Below are 19,329 nucleotides of genomic sequence, written 5' to 3' on the forward strand. Positions count from 1 at the left end.
ACAGGATTCCCTCCCGAAAAACGACTGTCGTCGCCTTCCGGCCGCTGCGCAAAACGCAGACGGTGAGACCTGCCCCGCTGTTAACTCGTGTTACCAACGGGCCCGGGGGGACGCAACGGGATTTTTGGGGAAAGTCGGGGAATTGCACCCGAATCTAGGTTAATAAGGCGGCGGTTGCGCCCGGATCTGGCGATGCGATTGACCCGCAACGATTTGGAAAATGGCGGCTTTTTGCCGATGCTGGAGCACCGTCCCGTGATTTCCCCGGAAAATCACTGGTTAACCGCCTGGCTGTTGCTGGTTGACGGCGCGACGCCGAGTTCGGCGAGCGGTTCGCCGGTGCTCGGCGGGCTATTAGAATTGGTTAGCGCGATATTCGCGACCACATTGGCCTGCGCCGATCCGGCGGTGGCAATCGGCTGCTCGCGCGTCGCCGAGCCGAGGATCGCGGATGCGATAGCGATGAGCAGGACCACCGCAGCGAGGCCGATCATCCCGACCTTGACCCGCTGCATTGTCTGAGAAGTGTCGCGAACGGCCTTCATATTGCCACCCCTATCTAGCGACTCACCACGCGATTGTCGATGCATTGGTGGTTAATCGCGTCAGGGCGGTGTTCCAGACCGGGAACCTTGCGCAGCAACGGTGGCGATGTCGGGTGACGTCGGTCGCTCACCAACCGCATTTTGTAGAACCGTTACCCCAGCCCTTTTTCCGCCCGCCACGCCGGATTGTGCAGCGACGACAGATAGCGGAATCCGGTGTCGCACAGGATCGTCGCGATCCGCTTGCCCGGGCCGAGCTCGCGCGCCAGCCGTACCGCGCCGGCCACGTTGATCCCCGACGACAGGCCGAGGCACAGCCCCTCCTCGTCGAGCAGCCGCCGCACCCACTCATAGCCCTCGGCATCCGAGATCCGATATTGGGTGTCGATCGGCGCGCCCTCGAGGTTCGCGGTGATCCGCCCCTGGCCGATCCCTTCGGCGACCGACGAGCCTTCCGAGCGCAATTCGCCATGCGCATAATAGTCGTAGAGGGCCGCGCCGTGCGGGTCGCTCAGCGCGATCCGCACCGCCTCATCCTTCGCCTTGAGTCCCAGCCCGACGCCGGCGAGCGTGCCACCGGTTCCTACCGCGCAGGTAAAGCCGTCGATCCGCCCGCCCATCTGCGCCCAGATCTCTTCCGCAGTGCCGACGATATGTGCGCGGCGGTTGGCGACATTGTCGAACTGGTTGGCCCAGATCGCATTGTCGCGCTCCTCCGCGATGCGCCGCGAGGTGTGCACGAAGTGATAGGGGCTGGCGTAGGGCGCTGCTGGCACCAGCACCAGTTCCGCGCCGAGCGCGCGCAGCGTGTCCATCTTTTCGCGGCTCTGGGTCTCGGGCATGACGATGATGGTCTTGTAGCCCTTGGCATTGGCGACCAGCGCCAGGCCGATGCCGGTGTTGCCCGCGGTGCCCTCGACGATCGTGCCGCCCGGGGCAAGCACCCCGCGCTGCTCGGCGTCCTCGACGATGAACAGCGCCGCCCGGTCCTTCACCGAGGCGCCTGGGTTGGCGAACTCGCACTTGCCGAAGATGTCGCAGCCGGTCGCCTCGCTCGGCCCCTTGAGGCGGACCAGCGGGGTGTTGCCGATCAGCGCGAGCGTGTCGGCGGTGGAAGCAGGATAGGCCGACAGCGGCGGATGGGTGGTCATCGCGGCTAAATGGCGTGCCGACCGGCTACCGGCAAGCGATCTAAGCTATGGCGGGGGCAAGCCGATCCGCGCTCGTCTGCGCTGCCGACAAGGAAGGAATGCCGCCGATATCGGCGCGGCGCGGCGCTTTCGAAGGCAATGATCGCGAAACGATGGGCCACAACGGTTTCGTTTCGCATGATATCTCCTCAGCTTGTCGCACGATCGCCCGCGCCCGCAGCAAAGGATTATGCCGTAGCGGCAAGCCTCCCTTGACGCTCCATGCTGCATGCGCGAAGCACCGGCTCGCTATGAAGAGCCCCCTTCTCCTCCCCGTCGTCGCCGCGCTCTTCGCGCTGGCCGCCTGCAACACCAAGCCCACCCCCGAAGTGGTGGACACCAACCCGGATCCGATGGCGAACGAACTCGCCAACCGTGCGCCCGTCGAGCTGCCGCCGGCGATCAAGGCAGACAAGACGCTGCGCTGCAAGGACAACAGCCTGGTCTATGTCACCTTCTTCGAGGGCGACAAGCAGGCGCTGGTGCGTACCGCCAAGGATGGCCCCGCAACCCGCCTGATCGCCCCCACCACCGGCGACCCGCTGGTCGGCGACGGCGGTTGGAAGATGACCGGCACGCCGAAACTGATCACCCTCACCCAGCCTGGCAAGACGGCGCAGAGCTGCAAGTCGTAAGCGCCTAATCCGCGCAAATTCCCGACGGGCCGGCGCAGCGATGCGCCGGCCTTTTTGCTGACCGACGGCCGGCCTTTGGCGGATGCCGCAATTCGCTGTCCTACAGCATGCCGCTCATGCAACGCTGATGCCCGATCTCGATTCGGTCGCGCTCTTTCTCCCCCGCAAGTGGGACCTCAATCCACACGCACGTGTAGGTGTGACTTTAGTGAGACCTTCGGCGGTTTTCCGCGGGTTTTCATCGGGCGCCGTCGCGCTCTGGCGTCACGTCCATCTTGCCACGCCGCGCAGCGAACGCCACCTTGCCGCCATGCAGATGCTCGATCCGCAACTCGTGCTCGGCGCTTATGCGGTCGGCGTGTTTCCGATGGCCGATCATCGCGAGGCGGACAGCGTCTATTGGGTTGAGCCGCGCAGCCGTGCCGTGATGCCGCTCGACGGTTTCCACCTGTCACGCTCGCTGCGCAAGACGATCGCCGCGGATCGCTTCCGGGTCACCGCCGATGTCGCGTTCGGCCGGATGATCCAGCTCTGCGCCGAACCGGTCGAGGGTCGGCCCGACACCTGGATCAACGTCGGCATCGAGCGGGCGTTTACCGCGCTTCATGGCCTCGGCTTTGCCCATTCGATCGAATGCTGGGAAGGCGACGAGCTGGTCGGCGGCCTATACGGCCTCGCGCTCGGCCGCGCCTTTTTTGGCGAATCGATGGTCAGCCGGCGTACCGACGCCTCGAAGGTCGCGCTGGCCTGGCTAGTCGCACGGCTCAAGGCCGGCGGCTTTACCCTGCTCGATTGCCAGTTCCAGACGGCGCACCTCGCCTCGCTGGGCGCCGTCGAGATCAGCCGCACCGATTATGTGGCGTTGCTCTCCGCGGCGCTCGATGGCGTGGTCGGCTCGGCGGCCGGCTCCGCATCCGCCGCCGGCGATTTCCGCGCGCTAGACCGATTGGCCGGCGCGGCGCCAGCGTCGGCGGCTACCGTGTCCGGCCCGGTCGCCGGCCACGACATCGTACAGCTCTTGGTCCAGACATCGTAAATGGCGTTGGGAACGACGTTGAGGCCGGGGCGCTCCTTGTAGAGCCAGCCCGAGAAGCTGCGCCGCCAGTGCCGGTCGATCCCGCGGACATCGAGCTGCACGAACGCGCCGGTCAGCTGCTCCTGCTCCCATGGCGCGGTATGCTCGCAGGCCCGCAGCCGCACGATCGCATCGCCGACGCGCACCGCCTGGCCAGGCTTGAGCGTCAGCTCGCGGCTTTCACCGTTCCGCTTGTTGAGCAGGCCGACTACCGCGATCCGCTGCGCCATCGGCGTGCCGCCGGTCGGCGCGACATCGTCGGCCGAGGTGACCGTCTCGATCGTCTCGGTGCTACCCGCCTCGATCGGCGCGATATCCTGGCTGGCGACTACCGGCCCGCCGCGCTCGGCGCTACCGGTGACGGCGCGATACCCGAACCATCCGGCCACTCCCAGCACCACCAGCAACACGCCGGCGGCGAGCCAGCGCCTCGTCACCCTTCGGGCGTCCAGGCGTCATAGTCTCCGGTGGCGGCGGCGCGGTTGCCGCCCTTCTCCAGCGCGCCCGCCGGCCGATAGGCGAACGGCGTCCCGGTCATGTTGGCCTGGCCTGGCTTCTCCCACGCCCGTGCTGGCGGCAGCGCGCGATCGGGCACATCGTCGATCTGGTGGTGCAGCCAGCTGAACCATTCCGGCGGCACCCGGCTGGCATCGGTCGAGCCGGTGTAGATCACCCAGCGACGCGGCACGCCGTTGGTGTCCTTGCCACCTTCCCAATAGGCATTGCCCAGCGAATCGGTGCCGACCTGGGTCTTGCCGCGCAGGCCGTAGAGCACGGTGCTCACGGTCGCGCCGTTCCACCAGGTGAAGGGATTGAGGTTGATGCCCATGGCCACCGCTTACCCGCCTCGCCGCGGGTCTTCAACCGCTGAACTGCGGCGCGAGCGTAGCCACCGGCGGCTATTTGGCTGGCGGCGTGGCGACGGTGCCGGCAGGCCAGCTCACCTTGTCGCCTTCGGCGATGCCCAGTTCAGCGGAGCGGCCGCCGATCAGCTCGAGCACCGCCGCCACCGGCTCGCGAGACGGCACCGGGGTTTCGGAGAAGGGCACGGTATTCTCGGCGATGGTGGCGATCGTGCCATCGGCACGGATGAAGACGATGTCGAGCGGTGTCGGCGTGTCCTTCATCCAGAAGTTCGCCTCCCGCGGTCCGCCGCCGTCGGCCGGATAGGGCGCGAACAGCATGCCACCGTCCGGCTTCAGATCGGTGCGGAACATCAGCCCCTGCGCCTGCCGCGCGGTCGTCGCCGCCACCTCCACCGTGAAGACATGCTTGCCGGTGGCGCTGGCGATCGTGACCGGTACCAGAACCTCGGCCTGGCTGCTGCTGCCGCCGCTGCCCGCATTGCCGCTGCCGTCACCTATTTTGCTGCAGCCACTGGCGCACAGCATCAGCAGCGCCGCGGCCGCCGCCCGTACGCCCACCATCGATTTCGCCAAGCTCACTCCTCTTCGACGATCACCGCAAGCGGCCCCTTGCGACCGGCCACCACCCGGGTGCGCAGCCGTTGCCCCGGCTCGATCACGATCACGCCGGCGCGGCGCAGCGTCTCCATATGCACGAAGATATCGCTCCCGTCGCTGTCGCGCACTAAGAAGCCATATCCTTTGAGCCGGTTAAACCATTTCACCGCCGCCCCCTCGAACGGGCCCGCGGCATCGATCAGCGCCACCGGATCCACCCGGTCGCCGATCCGTACCGCCCGCGGCGGCTCCTCCACCGCGTTCGACAGGTCGATCGCGGTCACCTCGCGGGCCTGATAACCGCGCCCGCGCTGGACGCACACCGTCTCGACGCGCGCGCCCTCCGGCAGGCTGCGGCGGCCATGCGGCTGCAGCACCGAGAAATGGATCAGGATATCGCCCATCTCCACATCGTCCGCGACCGCAAAGCCGAAGCCGCGGGTCACGTCGAACCACTTGATCACACCCCCCATAGCGACATGCTCGGCGGGCATTACCCCACCGTCGTGCTCGTCGCCCTCCCGTTGCGGCTCGCTACGCATCACTGCACCCCTGTTAGCGCTACGCTAGCACGGTTCGTATCGGCCGCAATTGGTTATCCAGTCCTCATTCTAGATCCTCGGCCCGAAGTGGCTCACTTGAGTTAATGATCCGCCGCGACAGCGTCATCGCATGCCCGGCGCGCAGCATCGCCGCGAGTTGCTTCTCCCGCCCCGCGCGATCCGCCACCGGCGCGCCATAAGGGCCGATCCGCTTGCGCCGGGCAAAGGTGAGCGCGGCCTCCACCGCCCGGTCCGCGATCGCCGGCGCCAGATCCTCGGCATCGGCCTCATCGACATGCGCCTCGCGCAGCGCCGCCGTCACCCGCCGCGCGCCGAGCCCGCGGCGGCCGAGCGCCGCCGCCTTGCTTTCCGCGTAGAGCCGGTCGTCGACATAGCCGAATTCAGCCATCCGCTGCGCCACCGCGGCGGGGTCCGCCGGCTCGCCCTCCCATCCGCGTTCGCGGATCTTGCGACGCAGATAATCGGCCAATTTGCCCCTCGTGGTGGCGAACCGTTCAACGTAGCGCAACGCCAGCCGGTCCAAGGCAGCGGCGTCGAGGGGCTTCACGGGGCGGCGTTCCTGCCTCATGGCCATGTTGTTGCCACACTAACAGCGGAAGTAGAACGTTGGTGCTGTGGTATGAAGCAAGATTGCAGAGCCGCACCAGCGGCCACGAACGGGATGAATAGATGATTGAGCAGCTTGCGGCCACGCCGTCGCTGGATGACCTGCCCCGGCGCTTCGCCGATTTCGCAACGCTGGGCGAGGCGCTGGATTACGCCGCCACCGGCGTGCGCGGGCTCAACTTCCACGATGCACGCGGTACGCTGGTGCGGCCCTATCCCTATTCGCAACTGCGCACCGACGCTTTGGCGATGGCCAACCGGCTGATCGCCGCCGGGATCAAGCCCGAAGACCGCATTGCGCTCGTCGCTGAAACCGGGCCCGAGTTCGCCGCCTTGTTCTTCGGCACGGTCTATGCCGGCGCGTGGCCGGTGCCGCTGCCGCTGCCCACGTCGTTCGGCGGACGTGATTCCTACATCGAGCAGCTTCGCGTCCAGCTGGCGAGTTGCGACCCCAAGATGCTGATCTTCCCGCCGGAGCTCGCGCAGATGGCGGCCGAAGCTGCGCGTCTCGCCGGCACGGACGGGATTGACTGGTCCGAATTTGCCACCCGCGAGGCGCCTGCCGCCGAGCTACCGGGAGCCGACGGCCAAGCGATCGCCTATCTGCAATATTCCAGCGGCTCCACCCGCTTCCCGCACGGCGTGGCCATCACCCACCACGCCCTGCTCAACAATCTCGCCGCGCACAGCCATGGCATGGAGATCGACGGCACCGATCGCTGCATCTCATGGCTGCCTTGGTATCACGACATGGGCCTAGTCGGCTGCTTCCTGTCGCCGATCGCCAACCAGGTCTCGACCGATTACCTCAAGACCGAGGATTTCGCCCGGCGCCCGCTGGCGTGGCTCGATCTGATCAGCCGCCACGACGGGACCACGCTGAGCTATTCGCCCACCTTTGGATATGACATCTGCGCCCGCCGCATGTCGTCGCAGACCAAGGCGTCGGACCGGTTCGACCTGTCGCGCTGGCGGGTCGCCGGCAATGGCGCCGACATGATCCGCCCGGACGTGATGCAGAGCTTCGTCGACGCCTTTGCCGATGCCGGCTTCGAGGCTTCGGCATTTCTGCCCAGCTACGGGCTTGCCGAAGCGACGCTGGCGGTGTCGCTGATGCCACCGGGCGAAGGCATTCGCGTCGAGCTGGTGGAAGAGACCCAGCTGTCGGGCGGCGACCATTTTGGCGATCGCCCGCAGCGATTCCGCGCCATCGTCAATTGCGGCAAGCCGGTGCGCGACATGACGATCGAGGTCCGCGAGGAAGACGGTACGCCGCTGCCCGACGGGGCGATCGGCAAGGTCTGGTGCAAGGGTCCGTCGGTGATGGTCGGCTATTTCCGTGACCCCGAGGCAACCGCGGCGTGCATGACCGACGGCTGGCTCGACACCGGTGATATGGGTTATATGTCCGGCGGCTACATCTACATCGTCGGCCGCGCCAAGGACATGATCATCGTCAATGGCAAGAACCATTGGCCGCAGGACATTGAATGGGCGGTGGAGCAGCTGCCGGGCTTCAAGGCCGGCGACATCGCCGCCTTCGCCATCACCACGCCGGGCGGCGAAGAAACCCCGGCGGTGCTCGTCCAGTGCCGCAGTTCAGACGAGGCCGAGCGCCAGCGGCTGCGCGAGGAAATCCGTGAGCGCGTCCGCTCGGTAACGGGGATGAACTGCGTGATCGAGTTGATCCCGCCGCGCACCCTGCCGCGCACCTCCTCGGGCAAGCTCAGCCGTGCCAAGGCGCGCAACCTGTACCTCAACGGCGACATCAAACCCTACGACATCGCGGCCTGAACCAACTGGCTGGGCCCGCTACGCGGTCATTGTCGCCGCTTTGCCACCAGCCGTCACCCCAGCGAAAGCTGGGGTCTTGTGCGGCTCTGCCCACCACGCCCGAACAATATCTCGGCTGGGATGACGGCTGTCAGGAGCGGTGGTGGCAAAATGGCCATGCGCCGCACATTTAAATAGCTCCATTTCGGTTGGCGAAACCATCCGCTAACCAGCCTGCCGGTACGGTCGCCGGGTGAATCACAATATCCCCCCCGCATCCGACCCCACGGCGATCCGCTTTCCGCAGTTGCTGGGCCTGCGCGACGGGGGCGACCCGGCGCAATGGGGCCGGATCCGCGCCACCCAATTGCACGCCGGCCGCCAGCTTGCGCTGTTCATGCTCGCCGCCAATCTGCTGTCGGCGGCGATCACCGCCTCCATCTTCGTTGATTCCCATCCGTTATGGATGCTGATCGGCTGGGCCGGGCTGGTCGGCATCGTCTCGGTCGCGGTGGCGGTGCGCCGACTGGCGACCCATCATCGCGGCGATGGCGGTTATGCGGCGCTCAACGATCTCCGTGTCACCGCCATCGAGGGCGCCGCACTGGCGCTGGTCTGGGCGGTGCCGCCGCTGATGTTCACCGGCGCCACCGGGTCGAGCGACGCTTATGCGATGTGGACTATCCTGTCAGTGTTGATGACCGCCGGTGCGGTGGCGATGGCACCGCTTGCGCTGGCGACCATTGCCTTCGTCGGCGGCCTCGGCCTCGTGGTGTCGGCAAAACTCGTCGTCACCGGCGCCTATGCGGCAGCCGGCGCGACTGTTCTGTTCACCACCCTGCTGATCGTCGCCTGCCTGACCCGAGCGCGGGCGCTGGTCCAGCTGCGCGCCAGCCAGATTGCCCTGTCCGAGCGCGACGAGACCGTCAGCTTGCTGCTCCGCGAATTCGAGGAAACCAACGCCGACTGGCTGTGGGAGACCGACTCCGCTCGCCGCGTCGTCAAGGCCTCGCCGCGTTTCGCCTTCGCCTGCGGGCTCGATCCCGTCACCATCGACGGCATGCCCTTCCTTCAGGTGCTCGCCGGGCCGAACTGGGACGACGGCAATTTCGCCGCGGGGCTGCGCACCCTCGCCGACAAGCTCAAGACCCGCGAAAGCTTCCGCGACCTGCGCCTGCCGGTCAGCGTCGGCGGCGAGGAGCGTTGGTGGGAGCTGGCTGCCAGCCCACGGTTCGACGAGAGCGGCTCGTTCTGCGGCTTCCGCGGCGTCGGCTCCGACGTCACCGAGCAGCGCGCCTCCTCCGACAAGATCAACCGGATGGCGCGGTTCGACACGCTCACCAGCCTGCCCAATCGGCTGATGGTCAACGAGACGCTCAGCCGCGCGATGGCCGATGCGGACAAATGGGGCGGCCGCTGCGCCTTCATGATGATCGATCTTGATCGCTTCAAGGCGGTCAACGACACGCTCGGCCACCCGATCGGCGATCGCCTGCTCGGGCGCGTGTCCGAGCGGCTCAGCCAGTTGATGGGCGACAACACCATGTGCGGGCGCCTCGGCGGCGATGAATTTGCCGTCGTGGTGCGCGATGCCAGCGACACCGAGAATGTCGAGCGGCTGGCGCGCAACATCATCGAGACGCTGTCACGCCCCTATGAGGTCGATGCCCACACGCTCTATATCGGCGCGTCGGTGGGCCTCGCGGTCGGCCCGCGTGATGGTCGCACCGCCGAGATGCTGATCCGCTCCGCCGACCTCGCCTTGTACCGCGCCAAGGACGCCGGCCGCGGCGTCTATCACGCCTATGAGCCAGAACTGCACGTCCAGGCAGAGGAACGCCGGGTGCTCGAAATGGCGCTGCGGCAGGCGCTCGAAAAAGGCGAGATGCACCTAAACTACCAGCCTGTGGTGGATGCCGGCACCGGCAACCTCAAAGGCTTCGAGGCGCTGCTACGCTGGATCAGCCCGCAGTTCGGCAATGTCTCCCCCGCCAAATTCATCCCGCTCGCCGAGGAATCCCGACTCATCCAGCCGATCGGCGAATGGGTGCTGCGCACCGCCTGTGCGGAAGCGGCAAGCTGGCCGTCCGAGATCCGGGTCGCCGTCAACGTCTCGCCCGATCAGCTCAACAACCCGCATTTTGTCGGCGTCATCACCTCCGCGCTCGCCAGCGCCGGCCTGTCCGCCGAGCGGCTGGAGTTGGAAGTCACCGAAAGCGTGTTCATGCACGAAGGCCTGGGCGCGACCAAGGTGCTCGAGCGCATCCTCGATCTCGGCGTCCGCCTCAGCCTCGACGATTTCGGCACCGGCTATTCGTCGCTCGGCTATCTCAGCCGCACTCGCTTTTCGTCGATCAAGATCGATCGCAGCTTCGTCCAGAGCGCGTCCAAGGGCGTCAAGGAAGCGATAGCGATCATCCGTGCCGTGGTTGCGCTCGCCCAGAGCCTCGGCATGGCGACCACCGCCGAAGGCGTCGAAACAGAAACCGAGCACCAGATGGTCCAGGAACTCGGCTGCACCAAGGTTCAGGGTTATTACTTCGGGCGCCCCCTGCCAGTCGAGGAAGCACGCACCCTCGCCAACCGCCGCTGGGACGACGTCGCAGCCGCCTGATCCCGGAGCTCCGCTATTTCTTCAGCGGGTCATGTCCCCAGTTCATCAGCGAATAGCGCCAGTCGGAATGTTCCTTGTCCTCCGCAGGTCCACCCTGCGCGAGGTGGCGGTGCACATAGCCGACCACCTTGCGCATGTGCGCATAATCGTCCTCGCTGAGGTCGGACTTGTGCGTGCGCTTGATCTCGACGATCCGCTTGCCAGAAGCATGGCCAACGCTCTCGCCTGAGCCCTTGCCGTCCTCACCCTTCCAGCCGACGCGCTTGCTGTCGTCCGTATTCAGGAACGCCTCGATCGCCGCCGGTGACATGTTCACCGCCTCGGCGAAGTCGCGATAGGTCTGGTCTTGATCGTCGGCCACAGGCAGGTCTCCTCCGGGAGAGAACACGCCTGTGGCTAACGGGTTGCCTGTTACAGCGCCGCCGGCATGGCTGCCATCGCCTGGTGGATCGCCATGGCGGCATGCACGGCGTCGACGAAGAAGCCGATCCACATCGCCGTTAGCACCATGCAGGAGGCGAGATAGACCATGAAGCGTGCCCGGACGTTCTTGGGACCGATATGGATGAAGCTGTGCGCGCAGCGCAGCGCAACGAACACCCAGGCCAGGATCACCTGAATGTCGTTGGCCGATCGCGTCGCCAGCAACAGCGGCACCAGCGCGAAGTAGAGCACCGGGATCTCGAATAAATTGGCGAGATTGTCGGCCGGGGTATTTTCCGCGCCGAAATAGCGCGACATGGTGTCGTTGGAGGCGAAGGTGCCGCGCTCCGGCGGCCTGGTGCGCATGTGGCGCAACCGCTTGAAGATCATCGTGAACCAGACGACGAAGACCAACGCGACGAGCACGAACGTCGGCCACAGGATGCCCAATATCTGCATGTTTCCCCCCTTGATGCTGTAGGTGATCATGCCTGCGGGGGCCGCACTGCGCCACCCCGCTGTGGCGACAGGCTCAGCCGAGCATGCCAATGTAGGTTTGCGGCGGCGACGGCAGCAGCAGCCGCGCCGCCCCGCCGGTGACCAGCACCACGCCGAGCGCCACCACCAGTGCGCGCCGCCACACCGGCCGGCCGAGCAGCAGCACAGCTATCGCCGTCGCGGTGATCGCCCACAGGTGATAGCGGAGGTCGGAGGCGATGCTCAGCACCGCGAAGCTCGCCTCGAGCGACAGAGCCGACACCAGCAACGCTGCCGCCAGCCGCGCTGCGGCGGAGTCGGTGCGCAGCGCCGGGACCAGTGCCGCCGCCGCCAGCACGGCCCACAGCACCGGCCAGCCGATCGGCCATTCCACCAGCGCCGCCGCGAGATGCTGCCAAGCCCGAGCGCCGGCGCCGGGATCGCGCAGCGCGAACTCGTTGGGCTCGTCCTGCAACGGCGGCGCGGCGCCCGGCCAGTGCCACGGCACCAGCCAGCGTTCGGTGGAATTGAGATGCGCCAGCCGGTGAGCGGCGTAAGCGATCGGATGATGCATCATCGTGGCCGCCAGCATGACGTATAGCCGCCCGGGTGCGATGTCCCGCAGCGGGGCGAGATCGTCGTTGCAGCGCCGCGGCTCGCCGAGCGGATCCCAGAAAAATGGCCGCACGCAATGCTTGGCGCGCAGCGCGGCGATGGTTGTGCGAGGCAATCCGGTCGCCTCGTCATCGGTGCGGACCGCCAGCCCGGCGAGATCGTACAAGGCCTGGGTGCGCTGCACCCCGCTCGATTCGGCGGCAAACAACCGCTGGTTGATCGGGGTCAGGCCCGCGAGCACCACGATGATGCCGGCAAGCCCGAGCGCGACCTTGCCCGCCGCCGTTCCCGGCCGGCGCATCAGCATCACCGCCAGCGGCACGACCGCGAATACCGCGTTGGCGCGCACCAGCGTCGCATAGAGCATCAGCATGATGATCGCGGCGAGCGCCAATGGCGGGATCTTGCGCGCGGGCAATCGCCACCAGACGATCAGGCCCAGCGCCGCCAGCAGCGCGCCGAGCATCTGGGTGTCCTTGAGCACCACCGCCTGCCAGCCGAGCAGCGGCGGCCACAGCCCGATCCCGATCACGCCCCATGAAGCCGTGGCACGGCCTGAACGCCGCACCGCCGCCGCGATCAGCCCGAGCCCGAGCCAATAGAGCGACAGCTGCAGCGCCAGCATCGGCGCGGTACCCACGGCACCGAATAGCGACCACAGCCGCGCCATGATCGGCGGGTGCCAATCGTCGTAGGTGCCGCTCAGCGCCTGCCCATATTGGGCAAGGCTGTCGTACATCGCGAAGCCGGGCCAGAACAACGCCAGCGATGCTGCAAGCAGCACGAGCGCAGCGGCCACCGCTGCCCGCTCGCGATGCCGCACGAGCGGCGCAGCCCGAGCCCCTATCGACATTCCCACTTTCCCCCAATCGTCATGCCGGCGCACGCCGGGATGCAGAACCCCGTGGCACCATGCGTGAGACTGTATCCCGGGTCGAGCCCGGGATGACGGCGGGGGATCCGGTTCCTAGAAGTGGATCGCGCGGCCGTAGGCGCTGAGCACGCTCTCGTGCATCATCTCGCTCAGCGTCGGGTGCGCGAACACCGTTTCCATCAGCTCGGCCTCGGTGGTCTCGAGCTGGCGCGCGACGACATAGCCCTGGATCAGTTCGGTCACCTCAGCGCCGACCATGTGCGCGCCGAGCAGTTCGCCGGTCTTGGCGTCGAACACCGTCTTGACGAACCCCTCGGCCTCGCCGAGCGCGATCGCCTTGCCGTTGCCGATGAAGGGGAACTTGCCGACCTTCAGCTCATAGCCCTGTTCCTTGGCCTTGGCTTCGGTAAGCCCGACGCTCGCCACCTGCGGACGGCTGTAGGTGCAGCCCGGGATGTTCCACTTCTCGAACGGGTGCGGGTTCTCGCCGGCGATCTTCTCGACGCAGACGATGCCCTCGTGGCTCGCCTTGTGCGCCAGCCACGGCGCGCCGGTCACGTCGCCGATCGCGTAAATGCCCTCGACGTTGGTACGCGCATAGCCGTCCACCTTGATGTGGCCGCGCTCGGTCTCGACGCCTAGCGCCTCCAGCCCGATGTTCTCGGTGTTGGGGACAATGCCGATCGCGACGATGACGTGGCTGTACTCCTCGGTGGTGACCGTGCCGTCCTTGCCCTTGATCGACGCCTTCACCGCCTTGGCACCAGTCTCGATCTTCTCGACACCGGCACCGGTGACGAGCTTGATGCCCTGCTTGGTCAGCGCCTTGTCCATGAACGCGGAGACTTCCTCGTCCTCGACCGGCAGGATTCGCGGCAGCATCTCGACGATCGTCACGTCGGCGCCCATGTCGTTGTAGAAGCTCGCGAACTCGACGCCGATCGCGCCCGAGCCGATCACCAGCAGCTTGGTCGGCATCTCGGTCGGCACCATCGCGTGGCGATAGGTCCAGATCCGGTTCCCGTCGGCCTTGGCGAACGGCAGGTCGCGCGCGCGCGCGCCGGTGGCGACGATGATATGCTTGGCTTCGAGCTCGACCGTCTTGTCGCCCTGCTTGACCGACAGTTTGCCCCCAGTCTTGCCAGCGCCGGTGAGCGCGCCGACACCCTCAAAGACCGTGACCTTGTTCTTCTTCATCAGCCCTTTGACGCCGGCATTGAGCTGGCCCGCCACCTTGCGGCTGCGGTCCACGATCCGACCGAGATCAAACCCGATGTTGTCCGCCTTGAGGCCGTAATCGGCCGCATGCGTCATGTAATGGTAGATCTCCGAGGTGCGCAGCAGCGCCTTGGTCGGGATACAGCCCCAGTTGAGGCAGATGCCGCCCAGCCGCTCGCGCTCGATGATCGCGGTCTTGAGGCCAAGCTGGCTCGCACGAATCGCGGCGACATAGCCGCCAGGCCCCGAGCCGAGGATGATGAGATCGAATTGGTCAGCCAACGGTTTTTCCTTCGTTGAATTCTATGTGGGGATGCGACCGGCGCTTGTCAGGCCGTCGGCATGCCCGGCACCGGACGCGGCTGGCGATTTTCGTCGGTGGCGACGAACACGAAGCGCGCCTGGGTCACCTTGGTGGTGGTCTCGGTGTGGCGCGCACGGCGCCAGGCTTCCACCTCCACCGTCATCGACGTCCGCCCGACCCGCACCATCGCGCCATAGACCGACACTTCGTCGCCGACGAGCACGGGAGCATGGAATTTCATGCTCTCCACCGCAATCGTCACCGCCCGTCCCCCGGCATGGCGCGACGCGACCGACGCGGCGCCGAGATCCATCTGCGCCATCAACCAGCCGCCGAAGATGTCGCCATACGGGTTGGCATCGTTGGGCATCGCCGTGACACGGATCACCGGCGCGCCGGCCGGGAGATGCTGGTCGCTCTCGCTCATGCCCGCCCCCGGTCGAGCGCGCGGGCGCGCCGAAGCGGGGCGATGCTCATCACCAGCGCCGCGACCATCGCCGCCCCGCCGCACCACCAGATCACCTCGCGCCCCAGCGGATAGGCCCAGGCGGCGGCGGCGGTCATCGCCACCGCTACCGCCAGCCCTGCCACCAGGAAGAACAGCTCGATCAGCGTGCGCATCGCGGCGGCTTTACGCGAGCATGCCCAGCGGGCGCTCGACCAGCTCCTTGAACGCCTTCATCAGCTGGGCGCCGTCTGCCCCGTCGATCGCGCGATGATCGAAGCTGCCGGTAGCGCTCATCACCGTCGCCACGCCGACCGCGTCGTCGATGATGTACGGGCGCTTCTCGCCCGCACCGATCGCGAGGATCATGCCCTGCGGCGGGTTGATCACCGCCTCGAACTGCTTGATCCCGAACATGCCCATGTTGCTGATCGAGGCGGTGCCGCCCTGATATTCCTCGGGCTTGAGCTTGCCATCGCGGGCGCGGCTCGCGAGGTCCTTCATCTCGGTGGAGATGGCGGACAGGCTCTTGGTGTCGGCACCGGCGACGATCGGCGTGATCAGCCCGGTCGGCGTCGACACCGCCACCGAAACGTCGGCACGCTTGAAGCTGATCAGCTGGTCCGGCGTGAACATCACGTTGCAGCTCGGCACCTGCACCAGCGCCACGCCCAAGGCCTTGATCAGCAGATCGTTGACCGAGAGCTTGACGTTGCGGCTCGCCAGCGAGGCGTTGAGCTCGCCGCGCAGCTTGAGCAGTGCATCGAGGCGGACATCCACGGTGAGGTAGATGTGCGGCACGGTCTGCTTCGACTCGGTGAGCCGGCGCGCGATCGTCTTGCGGATATTGGAGAGCTTGGTCGCCTCGTGCGGAATGTCCGGCACCGCCGCGAGCTTCGCCGCGACCGGCGCAGGCGCCGCCGCAGTGCTCGCCGCCGCCGCGGGATCCGCCTTCGCCGGCGCGGCGCCGGGCTTGGCGCCCTCGACGTCGGCCTTGACGATGCGACCGTTAGGGCCGGTGCCGCTCAGCGCGCCGAGATCGACACCCTTTTCGGCGGCGATTCGCCGCGCAAGCGGGCTCGCCTTGACGCGCGCGCCCGAGTCGCCGCCGGCATGGCCACCCGGCGCCGCGCCGTCGCCAGCGGGCCGGCCGTGATCTTCGGCCTGGGTGATGGTCCGCTCCACCGGCTGCGCTTCGCTGCCGGTGTCGTTGGGATCGGTCGGATCGGGCGCGCCGCGAAACTGGCTGTCCGCCGGCTGCGGCGTCTCGCTCTTGGCGGGTGCCTGCAGCGAGGCGGCATCCTCGCCCTCTTCCGCCAGAATGGCGATCACGGTACCGACCTTCACGCCGTCCGTGCCTTCGTCGACGAGGATCTTGGCGATCACGCCCTCATCAACCGCCTCGAACTCCATCGTCGCCTTGTCGGTTTCGATTTCGGCCATGATATCGCCGGACTTGAGGGTATCGCCCTCTTTCACCAGCCACTTGGCGAGGGTGCCCTCCTCCATCGTCGGGGACAGCGCGGGCATCTTGATCTCGATCGACATGCAGGTCCTCTTGCCTGGTAAGCTGCGCGCTCCTTCGCGCCGCAGCGCCGGGGGGTCAACCCTTGCGCGCCGACACAAGCCACGGCACCTAGCAGGAAAAGGGGCCGCTATGCGCATCTATCTGGTAGTGATCGACGACAGCCCGGAAGCGGAGATCGCGCTGCGCTTCGCCGCGCGGCGCGCGGTGAAGACCGGCGGCGGGGTCGAGATCCTTACCCTGATCCCGCCGCAGGAGTTCATCGCCTTCGGCGGCGTCCAGGCAACGATCGAGGAGGAAGCGCGCCTCCATGCCGAGGGGCTGGTCACCGCCGCCGCAGGCACGCTGATCGACGAAGCCGGGCTGAAGCCGGCGATCACGGTGCGCGAGGGTGAGGGACCCAAGGTCATCCGCGAGATCATCGCCGCCAATCCCGAGATCGCGGCGCTGGTGCTCGGCGCCGCGGCGAGCGGTGCGCCAGGCAAATTGGTCAGCCATTTCACCGGCGCCGATGCCGGCGCGCTGCCGGTGCCGGTGATGATCATTCCAGGGTCGCTCTCGCCGGAGGCGATCGATCGACTGAGCTGAGCTGAGCTGAGTGAGTCGTCTTCGATCGTGCCAAGGTGGTACAACAGCCCATGTTGCGTCGCATCATGGCGCGGCTAAGTACGGCATCCCAGGCTGAAGGTGATGACAATGGAAGGGTATCTAGAGGCGCTCAACCTGCTTGACCGTGCCTTGGCCATCCTCGATCGCCTGGATGAGGGCGTCGCTGCGGCCCATCTCAGCAGCGTCATCGAGGCGGTACAGGCTGCTATTGCGTCGAACGCGCCTCAGCCGGACTAACCCCTTCCTGCCACGCAGCCATGACGCTCGCGAGCGCGGCATGCACCACCGCCTGCCCCTGCGCCGTTAGCGTGCAGGTTAGCGAATCGCGCTCCACCAGCCCCTCCTGAACGAACGCGCCGACCCAGCGCAGCATCACGGTCGGCGACGCACCGGTCGCTGTGTCCAACGAGCGCAACGTCACAGCCTCGCCGTCCTCGGAGGCAACGAACAGCGCTAGCAGGAGGTCGAGGCCCGGGCTGCTGATCATCATCGGGGGCAGCGCCTCGTTCAGCACCCGGCGCGCGGCGATCAGCCGGCGTGCGACTTCCAACGCCGCCCGCGGCGCCAGTCGCCCATTGTCACGCATCCCGAACGCCGGTTCGGCAACCGCGCTATGCGCCATATCCTCTCACTCCACCTACGCTGGAACAAACCTGACGCCTGCCCGTTGATATGGGTTAAATACGGCAGCAACGCTAAGACTTTGTTGCTTTTTTACGGCAGCACTGGTGTCGCGACCCTAGATTTTTGCTGCTGCGCGCATTGGCCGCTTGAGTGAACGGCCAATCCCGCTCAGCATCAGCCGATGATCATGTCCTTGCTGCTCGCGGCGGCCGCCCCCGTCCTTCCCCCTCCCAGTCAGGCCCGTCTCAAGGCGGACGTCACCAGCCTGGTCGGCTTCGGCACTCGTCATACGCTGTCGACCACCACCGATCCCCACCGCGGAATCGGTGCGGCGCGGACTTGGATGGCCGCGCAATTCGATGCGATCGGCCGGGGTTGCGGCGGATGCATCAAGGTGGAGCGGATCAGCCGCCGCTTTACCGGCCCGCGCGCGCCAAACGGCGTGATCGTCGAGGACGTGCTCGGCATCCAGCCGGGGCGCGATCCCAATCGCGTGGTGATTGTTGGCGGCCATATCGACAGCCGCGTCACCGACGTGATGAACGCCACCGCCGACGCGCCGGGCGCCAACGACGATGCCTCGGGCGTCGCGCTGGTGCTCGAAACCGCGCGGCTGCTGTCCAAGCGCCGCTTTGACGCCACCATCATCTACGTCGCCTTCTCCGCCGAGGAGCAGGGGCTGTGGGGCGCCGAACTGCTCGCCGACACCGTCAAGGCGCGCGGCTGGCAGGTGTCGGCGATGCTCAACGACGACATCGTCGGCAATTCGATCGGCCAGGGCGGGGTGCGTGACGGTGGCCGGGTGCGGGTCTTCTCCGAGGGCATTCGGGCCGCGGAGAATGAGGCCGAAACGCAGCGCCGGCGCGGCGAGGGCGGCGAGGATGACGGCCCGTCGCGCGCGCTCGCCAAGACGATCGATGGCATCGCCAGGGGCATCCCCGGCGGCCTCGACGTCGTCGTTGAGCGCCGCCCCGACCGGTTCGGCCGCGGCGGCGATCACGAGCCCTTCCTGGCATTGGGATACCCAGCGGTGCGCTTCTCGGTCGGCGCCGAAAATTGGGATCGCCAGCACCAGGATCTGCGCACCGAGCAGGGCGTCGTCTATGGCGACACGATCGAGGGCATGGATTTCGGCTATCTGGCCAAGGTCACGGCGATCAACGCCGCCACCCTCGCCCGCCTTGCCGCAGCCCCCGCCGCGCCGGCGACGGCGGCGCTGGTCGGCGATCTGTCACGCGATACCCAGGTCAGCTGGGCGGCGGTGCCGGGCGCGGTCGGCTACCGGGTGCGCTGGCGCGACAATGACGCGCTCAGCTGGAGCGACAGCCGCGACGTGACCGGGACCAGCACGGTGCTGACCCAGGTGCCGGTGGACGACCATTTCGTCGGCGTCTCCGCCCTCGCGGCTGACGGCAGCGAAAGCCTCGTCACTTTCGCCGGCCGTGCGCGCAAGTAAGCGCGCGGCCGGGTTAGCCGGTCAGCGGCAGGCGCAATGCAATGCCGGCCGAAGCCGCCACACGCGCTTTACCCGCTTGGTCGCCGGCCGCCGCGTGTAGGTGACGGCATCCTCGTAGATCTCGGTGGTGGTCGTGGTCACCACCGGCGCGGTCTGCACCACCACCGTCGTGGTCGTCGTGCCGGGATAATAATAGCCGCCGTGTGCATAGCCACCGCCGCCGTTGGTGGTGGTCACCGTGGTGCGACCATCCGCGGATACCCAGTCGGGCCGCTCGTGCGGCGGCAGGGCGCGC

Annotated in this window: 20 protein-coding genes and 2 pseudogenes; 6 read left to right on the plus strand and 16 right to left on the minus strand. The window is 67.1% G+C overall.

The window, feature by feature from the left end; translation table 11 throughout:
- Positions 1-272 precede the first annotated feature (272 nt).
- Both OXR60_RS17795 and OXR60_RS17800 read right to left on the minus strand, forming a co-directional pair.
- On the minus strand, positions 273-545 hold the full coding sequence (locus OXR60_RS17795) for a hypothetical protein (protein WP_267397313.1): 273 nt from the start codon (positions 543-545) through the stop codon (positions 273-275).
- Between the two features lie 152 nt (positions 546-697).
- The gene (locus OXR60_RS17800; RefSeq protein WP_267397315.1) at positions 698-1,696 is read right to left on the minus strand and encodes a cysteine synthase A; all 999 of its coding nucleotides are present in this window, start codon (positions 1,694-1,696) and stop codon (positions 698-700) included.
- Positions 1,697-1,986: 290 nt separating this feature from the next.
- On the opposite strand from OXR60_RS17800, the gene OXR60_RS17805 reads away from it, so the two are divergent.
- Both OXR60_RS17805 and aat read left to right on the plus strand, forming a co-directional pair.
- Positions 1,987-2,370 (plus strand): hypothetical protein, encoded by a 384-nt coding sequence (locus OXR60_RS17805; protein ID WP_267397316.1) that lies wholly within the window; start codon positions 1,987-1,989, stop codon positions 2,368-2,370.
- Positions 2,371-2,680: 310 nt separating this feature from the next.
- The gene (aat, locus tag OXR60_RS17810; protein WP_267397317.1) at positions 2,681-3,406 is read left to right on the plus strand and encodes a leucyl/phenylalanyl-tRNA--protein transferase; all 726 of its coding nucleotides are present in this window, start codon (positions 2,681-2,683) and stop codon (positions 3,404-3,406) included.
- A gap of 35 nt (positions 3,407-3,441) precedes the next feature.
- Here the strand turns inward: aat and OXR60_RS20055 are convergent.
- The 5 genes and pseudogenes from OXR60_RS20055 to OXR60_RS17835 form a co-directional block, all read right to left on the minus strand.
- Positions 3,442-3,675, minus strand: a pseudogene (locus tag OXR60_RS20055) (DUF2155 domain-containing protein); the annotation flags it as partial.
- Between the two features lie 203 nt (positions 3,676-3,878).
- Positions 3,879-4,274, minus strand: coding sequence for an NADH:ubiquinone oxidoreductase subunit NDUFA12 (locus OXR60_RS17820; RefSeq protein WP_267397335.1), 396 nt, complete (start codon positions 4,272-4,274; stop codon positions 3,879-3,881).
- Positions 4,275-4,344: 70 nt separating this feature from the next.
- Positions 4,345-4,884 carry a DUF192 domain-containing protein gene (locus OXR60_RS17825; RefSeq protein ID WP_267397319.1) on the minus strand — a complete coding sequence of 180 codons (540 nt, stop codon included), beginning with the start codon at positions 4,882-4,884 and terminating at the stop codon, positions 4,345-4,347.
- Positions 4,885-4,886: 2 nt separating this feature from the next.
- Complete coding sequence (locus OXR60_RS17830; protein WP_267397320.1) at positions 4,887-5,450, minus strand: cold shock protein; 564 nt, start codon at positions 5,448-5,450, stop codon at positions 4,887-4,889.
- A 64-nt stretch (positions 5,451-5,514) separates the two neighbouring features.
- Positions 5,515-6,045 carry a RecX family transcriptional regulator gene (locus OXR60_RS17835; protein ID WP_267397321.1) on the minus strand — a complete coding sequence of 177 codons (531 nt, stop codon included), beginning with the start codon at positions 6,043-6,045 and terminating at the stop codon, positions 5,515-5,517.
- Positions 6,046-6,140: 95 nt separating this feature from the next.
- Between OXR60_RS17835 and OXR60_RS17840 the strand changes: the two genes are divergently transcribed.
- Together OXR60_RS17840 and OXR60_RS17845 are read left to right on the plus strand one after the other, a co-directional pair.
- On the plus strand, positions 6,141-7,871 hold the full coding sequence (locus OXR60_RS17840; protein WP_267397322.1) for a fatty acyl-AMP ligase: 1,731 nt from the start codon (positions 6,141-6,143) through the stop codon (positions 7,869-7,871).
- A 232-nt stretch (positions 7,872-8,103) separates the two neighbouring features.
- Positions 8,104-10,464 carry an EAL domain-containing protein gene (locus tag OXR60_RS17845; RefSeq protein ID WP_267397323.1) on the plus strand — a complete coding sequence of 787 codons (2,361 nt, stop codon included), beginning with the start codon at positions 8,104-8,106 and terminating at the stop codon, positions 10,462-10,464.
- Between the two features lie 13 nt (positions 10,465-10,477).
- On the opposite strand, the gene OXR60_RS17850 is transcribed toward OXR60_RS17845, so the two are convergent.
- From OXR60_RS17850 to OXR60_RS17880, 7 genes are all read right to left on the minus strand, one after another.
- On the minus strand, positions 10,478-10,825 hold the full coding sequence (locus tag OXR60_RS17850; protein ID WP_267397325.1) for a DUF3140 domain-containing protein: 348 nt from the start codon (positions 10,823-10,825) through the stop codon (positions 10,478-10,480).
- 50 nt (positions 10,826-10,875) lie between these two features.
- Entirely contained in the window at positions 10,876-11,346 is a 471-nt protein-coding gene (locus OXR60_RS17855) for an MAPEG family protein (protein ID WP_267397326.1), read from the minus strand.
- Between the two features lie 73 nt (positions 11,347-11,419).
- On the minus strand, positions 11,420-12,778 hold the full coding sequence (locus OXR60_RS17860) for a hypothetical protein (RefSeq protein ID WP_267397327.1): 1,359 nt from the start codon (positions 12,776-12,778) through the stop codon (positions 11,420-11,422).
- A 168-nt stretch (positions 12,779-12,946) separates the two neighbouring features.
- Positions 12,947-14,353 (minus strand): dihydrolipoyl dehydrogenase, encoded by a 1,407-nt coding sequence (lpdA, locus tag OXR60_RS17865; RefSeq protein ID WP_267397328.1) that lies wholly within the window; start codon positions 14,351-14,353, stop codon positions 12,947-12,949.
- A gap of 47 nt (positions 14,354-14,400) precedes the next feature.
- On the minus strand, positions 14,401-14,802 hold the full coding sequence (locus OXR60_RS17870; protein WP_267397329.1) for an acyl-CoA thioesterase: 402 nt from the start codon (positions 14,800-14,802) through the stop codon (positions 14,401-14,403).
- On the minus strand, positions 14,799-14,996 hold the full coding sequence (locus OXR60_RS17875) for a hypothetical protein (RefSeq protein WP_267397330.1): 198 nt from the start codon (positions 14,994-14,996) through the stop codon (positions 14,799-14,801). The genes OXR60_RS17870 and OXR60_RS17875 overlap by 4 nt, the downstream gene beginning before the upstream one ends.
- 10 nt (positions 14,997-15,006) lie before the next feature.
- Complete coding sequence (locus OXR60_RS17880; RefSeq protein ID WP_267397331.1) at positions 15,007-16,368, minus strand: pyruvate dehydrogenase complex dihydrolipoamide acetyltransferase; 1,362 nt, start codon at positions 16,366-16,368, stop codon at positions 15,007-15,009.
- 109 nt (positions 16,369-16,477) lie between these two features.
- Between OXR60_RS17880 and OXR60_RS17885 the strand changes: the two genes are divergently transcribed.
- The gene (locus OXR60_RS17885) at positions 16,478-16,933 is read left to right on the plus strand and encodes a universal stress protein (protein ID WP_267397332.1); all 456 of its coding nucleotides are present in this window, start codon (positions 16,478-16,480) and stop codon (positions 16,931-16,933) included.
- A gap of 226 nt (positions 16,934-17,159) precedes the next feature.
- On the opposite strand, the gene OXR60_RS17890 is transcribed toward OXR60_RS17885, so the two are convergent.
- Entirely contained in the window at positions 17,160-17,576 is a 417-nt protein-coding gene (locus tag OXR60_RS17890; RefSeq protein WP_267397333.1) for a hypothetical protein, read from the minus strand.
- A 183-nt stretch (positions 17,577-17,759) separates the two neighbouring features.
- Here OXR60_RS17890 and OXR60_RS17895 point away from each other — a divergent pair, with 183 nt between their 5' ends.
- Positions 17,760-19,034: a M20/M25/M40 family metallo-hydrolase gene (locus tag OXR60_RS17895; protein ID WP_267397334.1), complete on the plus strand. Its 1,275-nt coding sequence runs from the start codon at positions 17,760-17,762 to the stop codon at positions 19,032-19,034.
- A gap of 21 nt (positions 19,035-19,055) precedes the next feature.
- Here OXR60_RS17895 and OXR60_RS17900 read toward each other — a convergent pair.
- Positions 19,056-19,329 (minus strand): annotated as a pseudogene (locus OXR60_RS17900) (hypothetical protein); the annotation flags it as partial.

Source organism: Sphingomonas sp. GC_Shp_5 (assembly GCF_026540855.1).
Taxonomy (GTDB): domain Bacteria; phylum Pseudomonadota; class Alphaproteobacteria; order Sphingomonadales; family Sphingomonadaceae; genus Sphingomonas.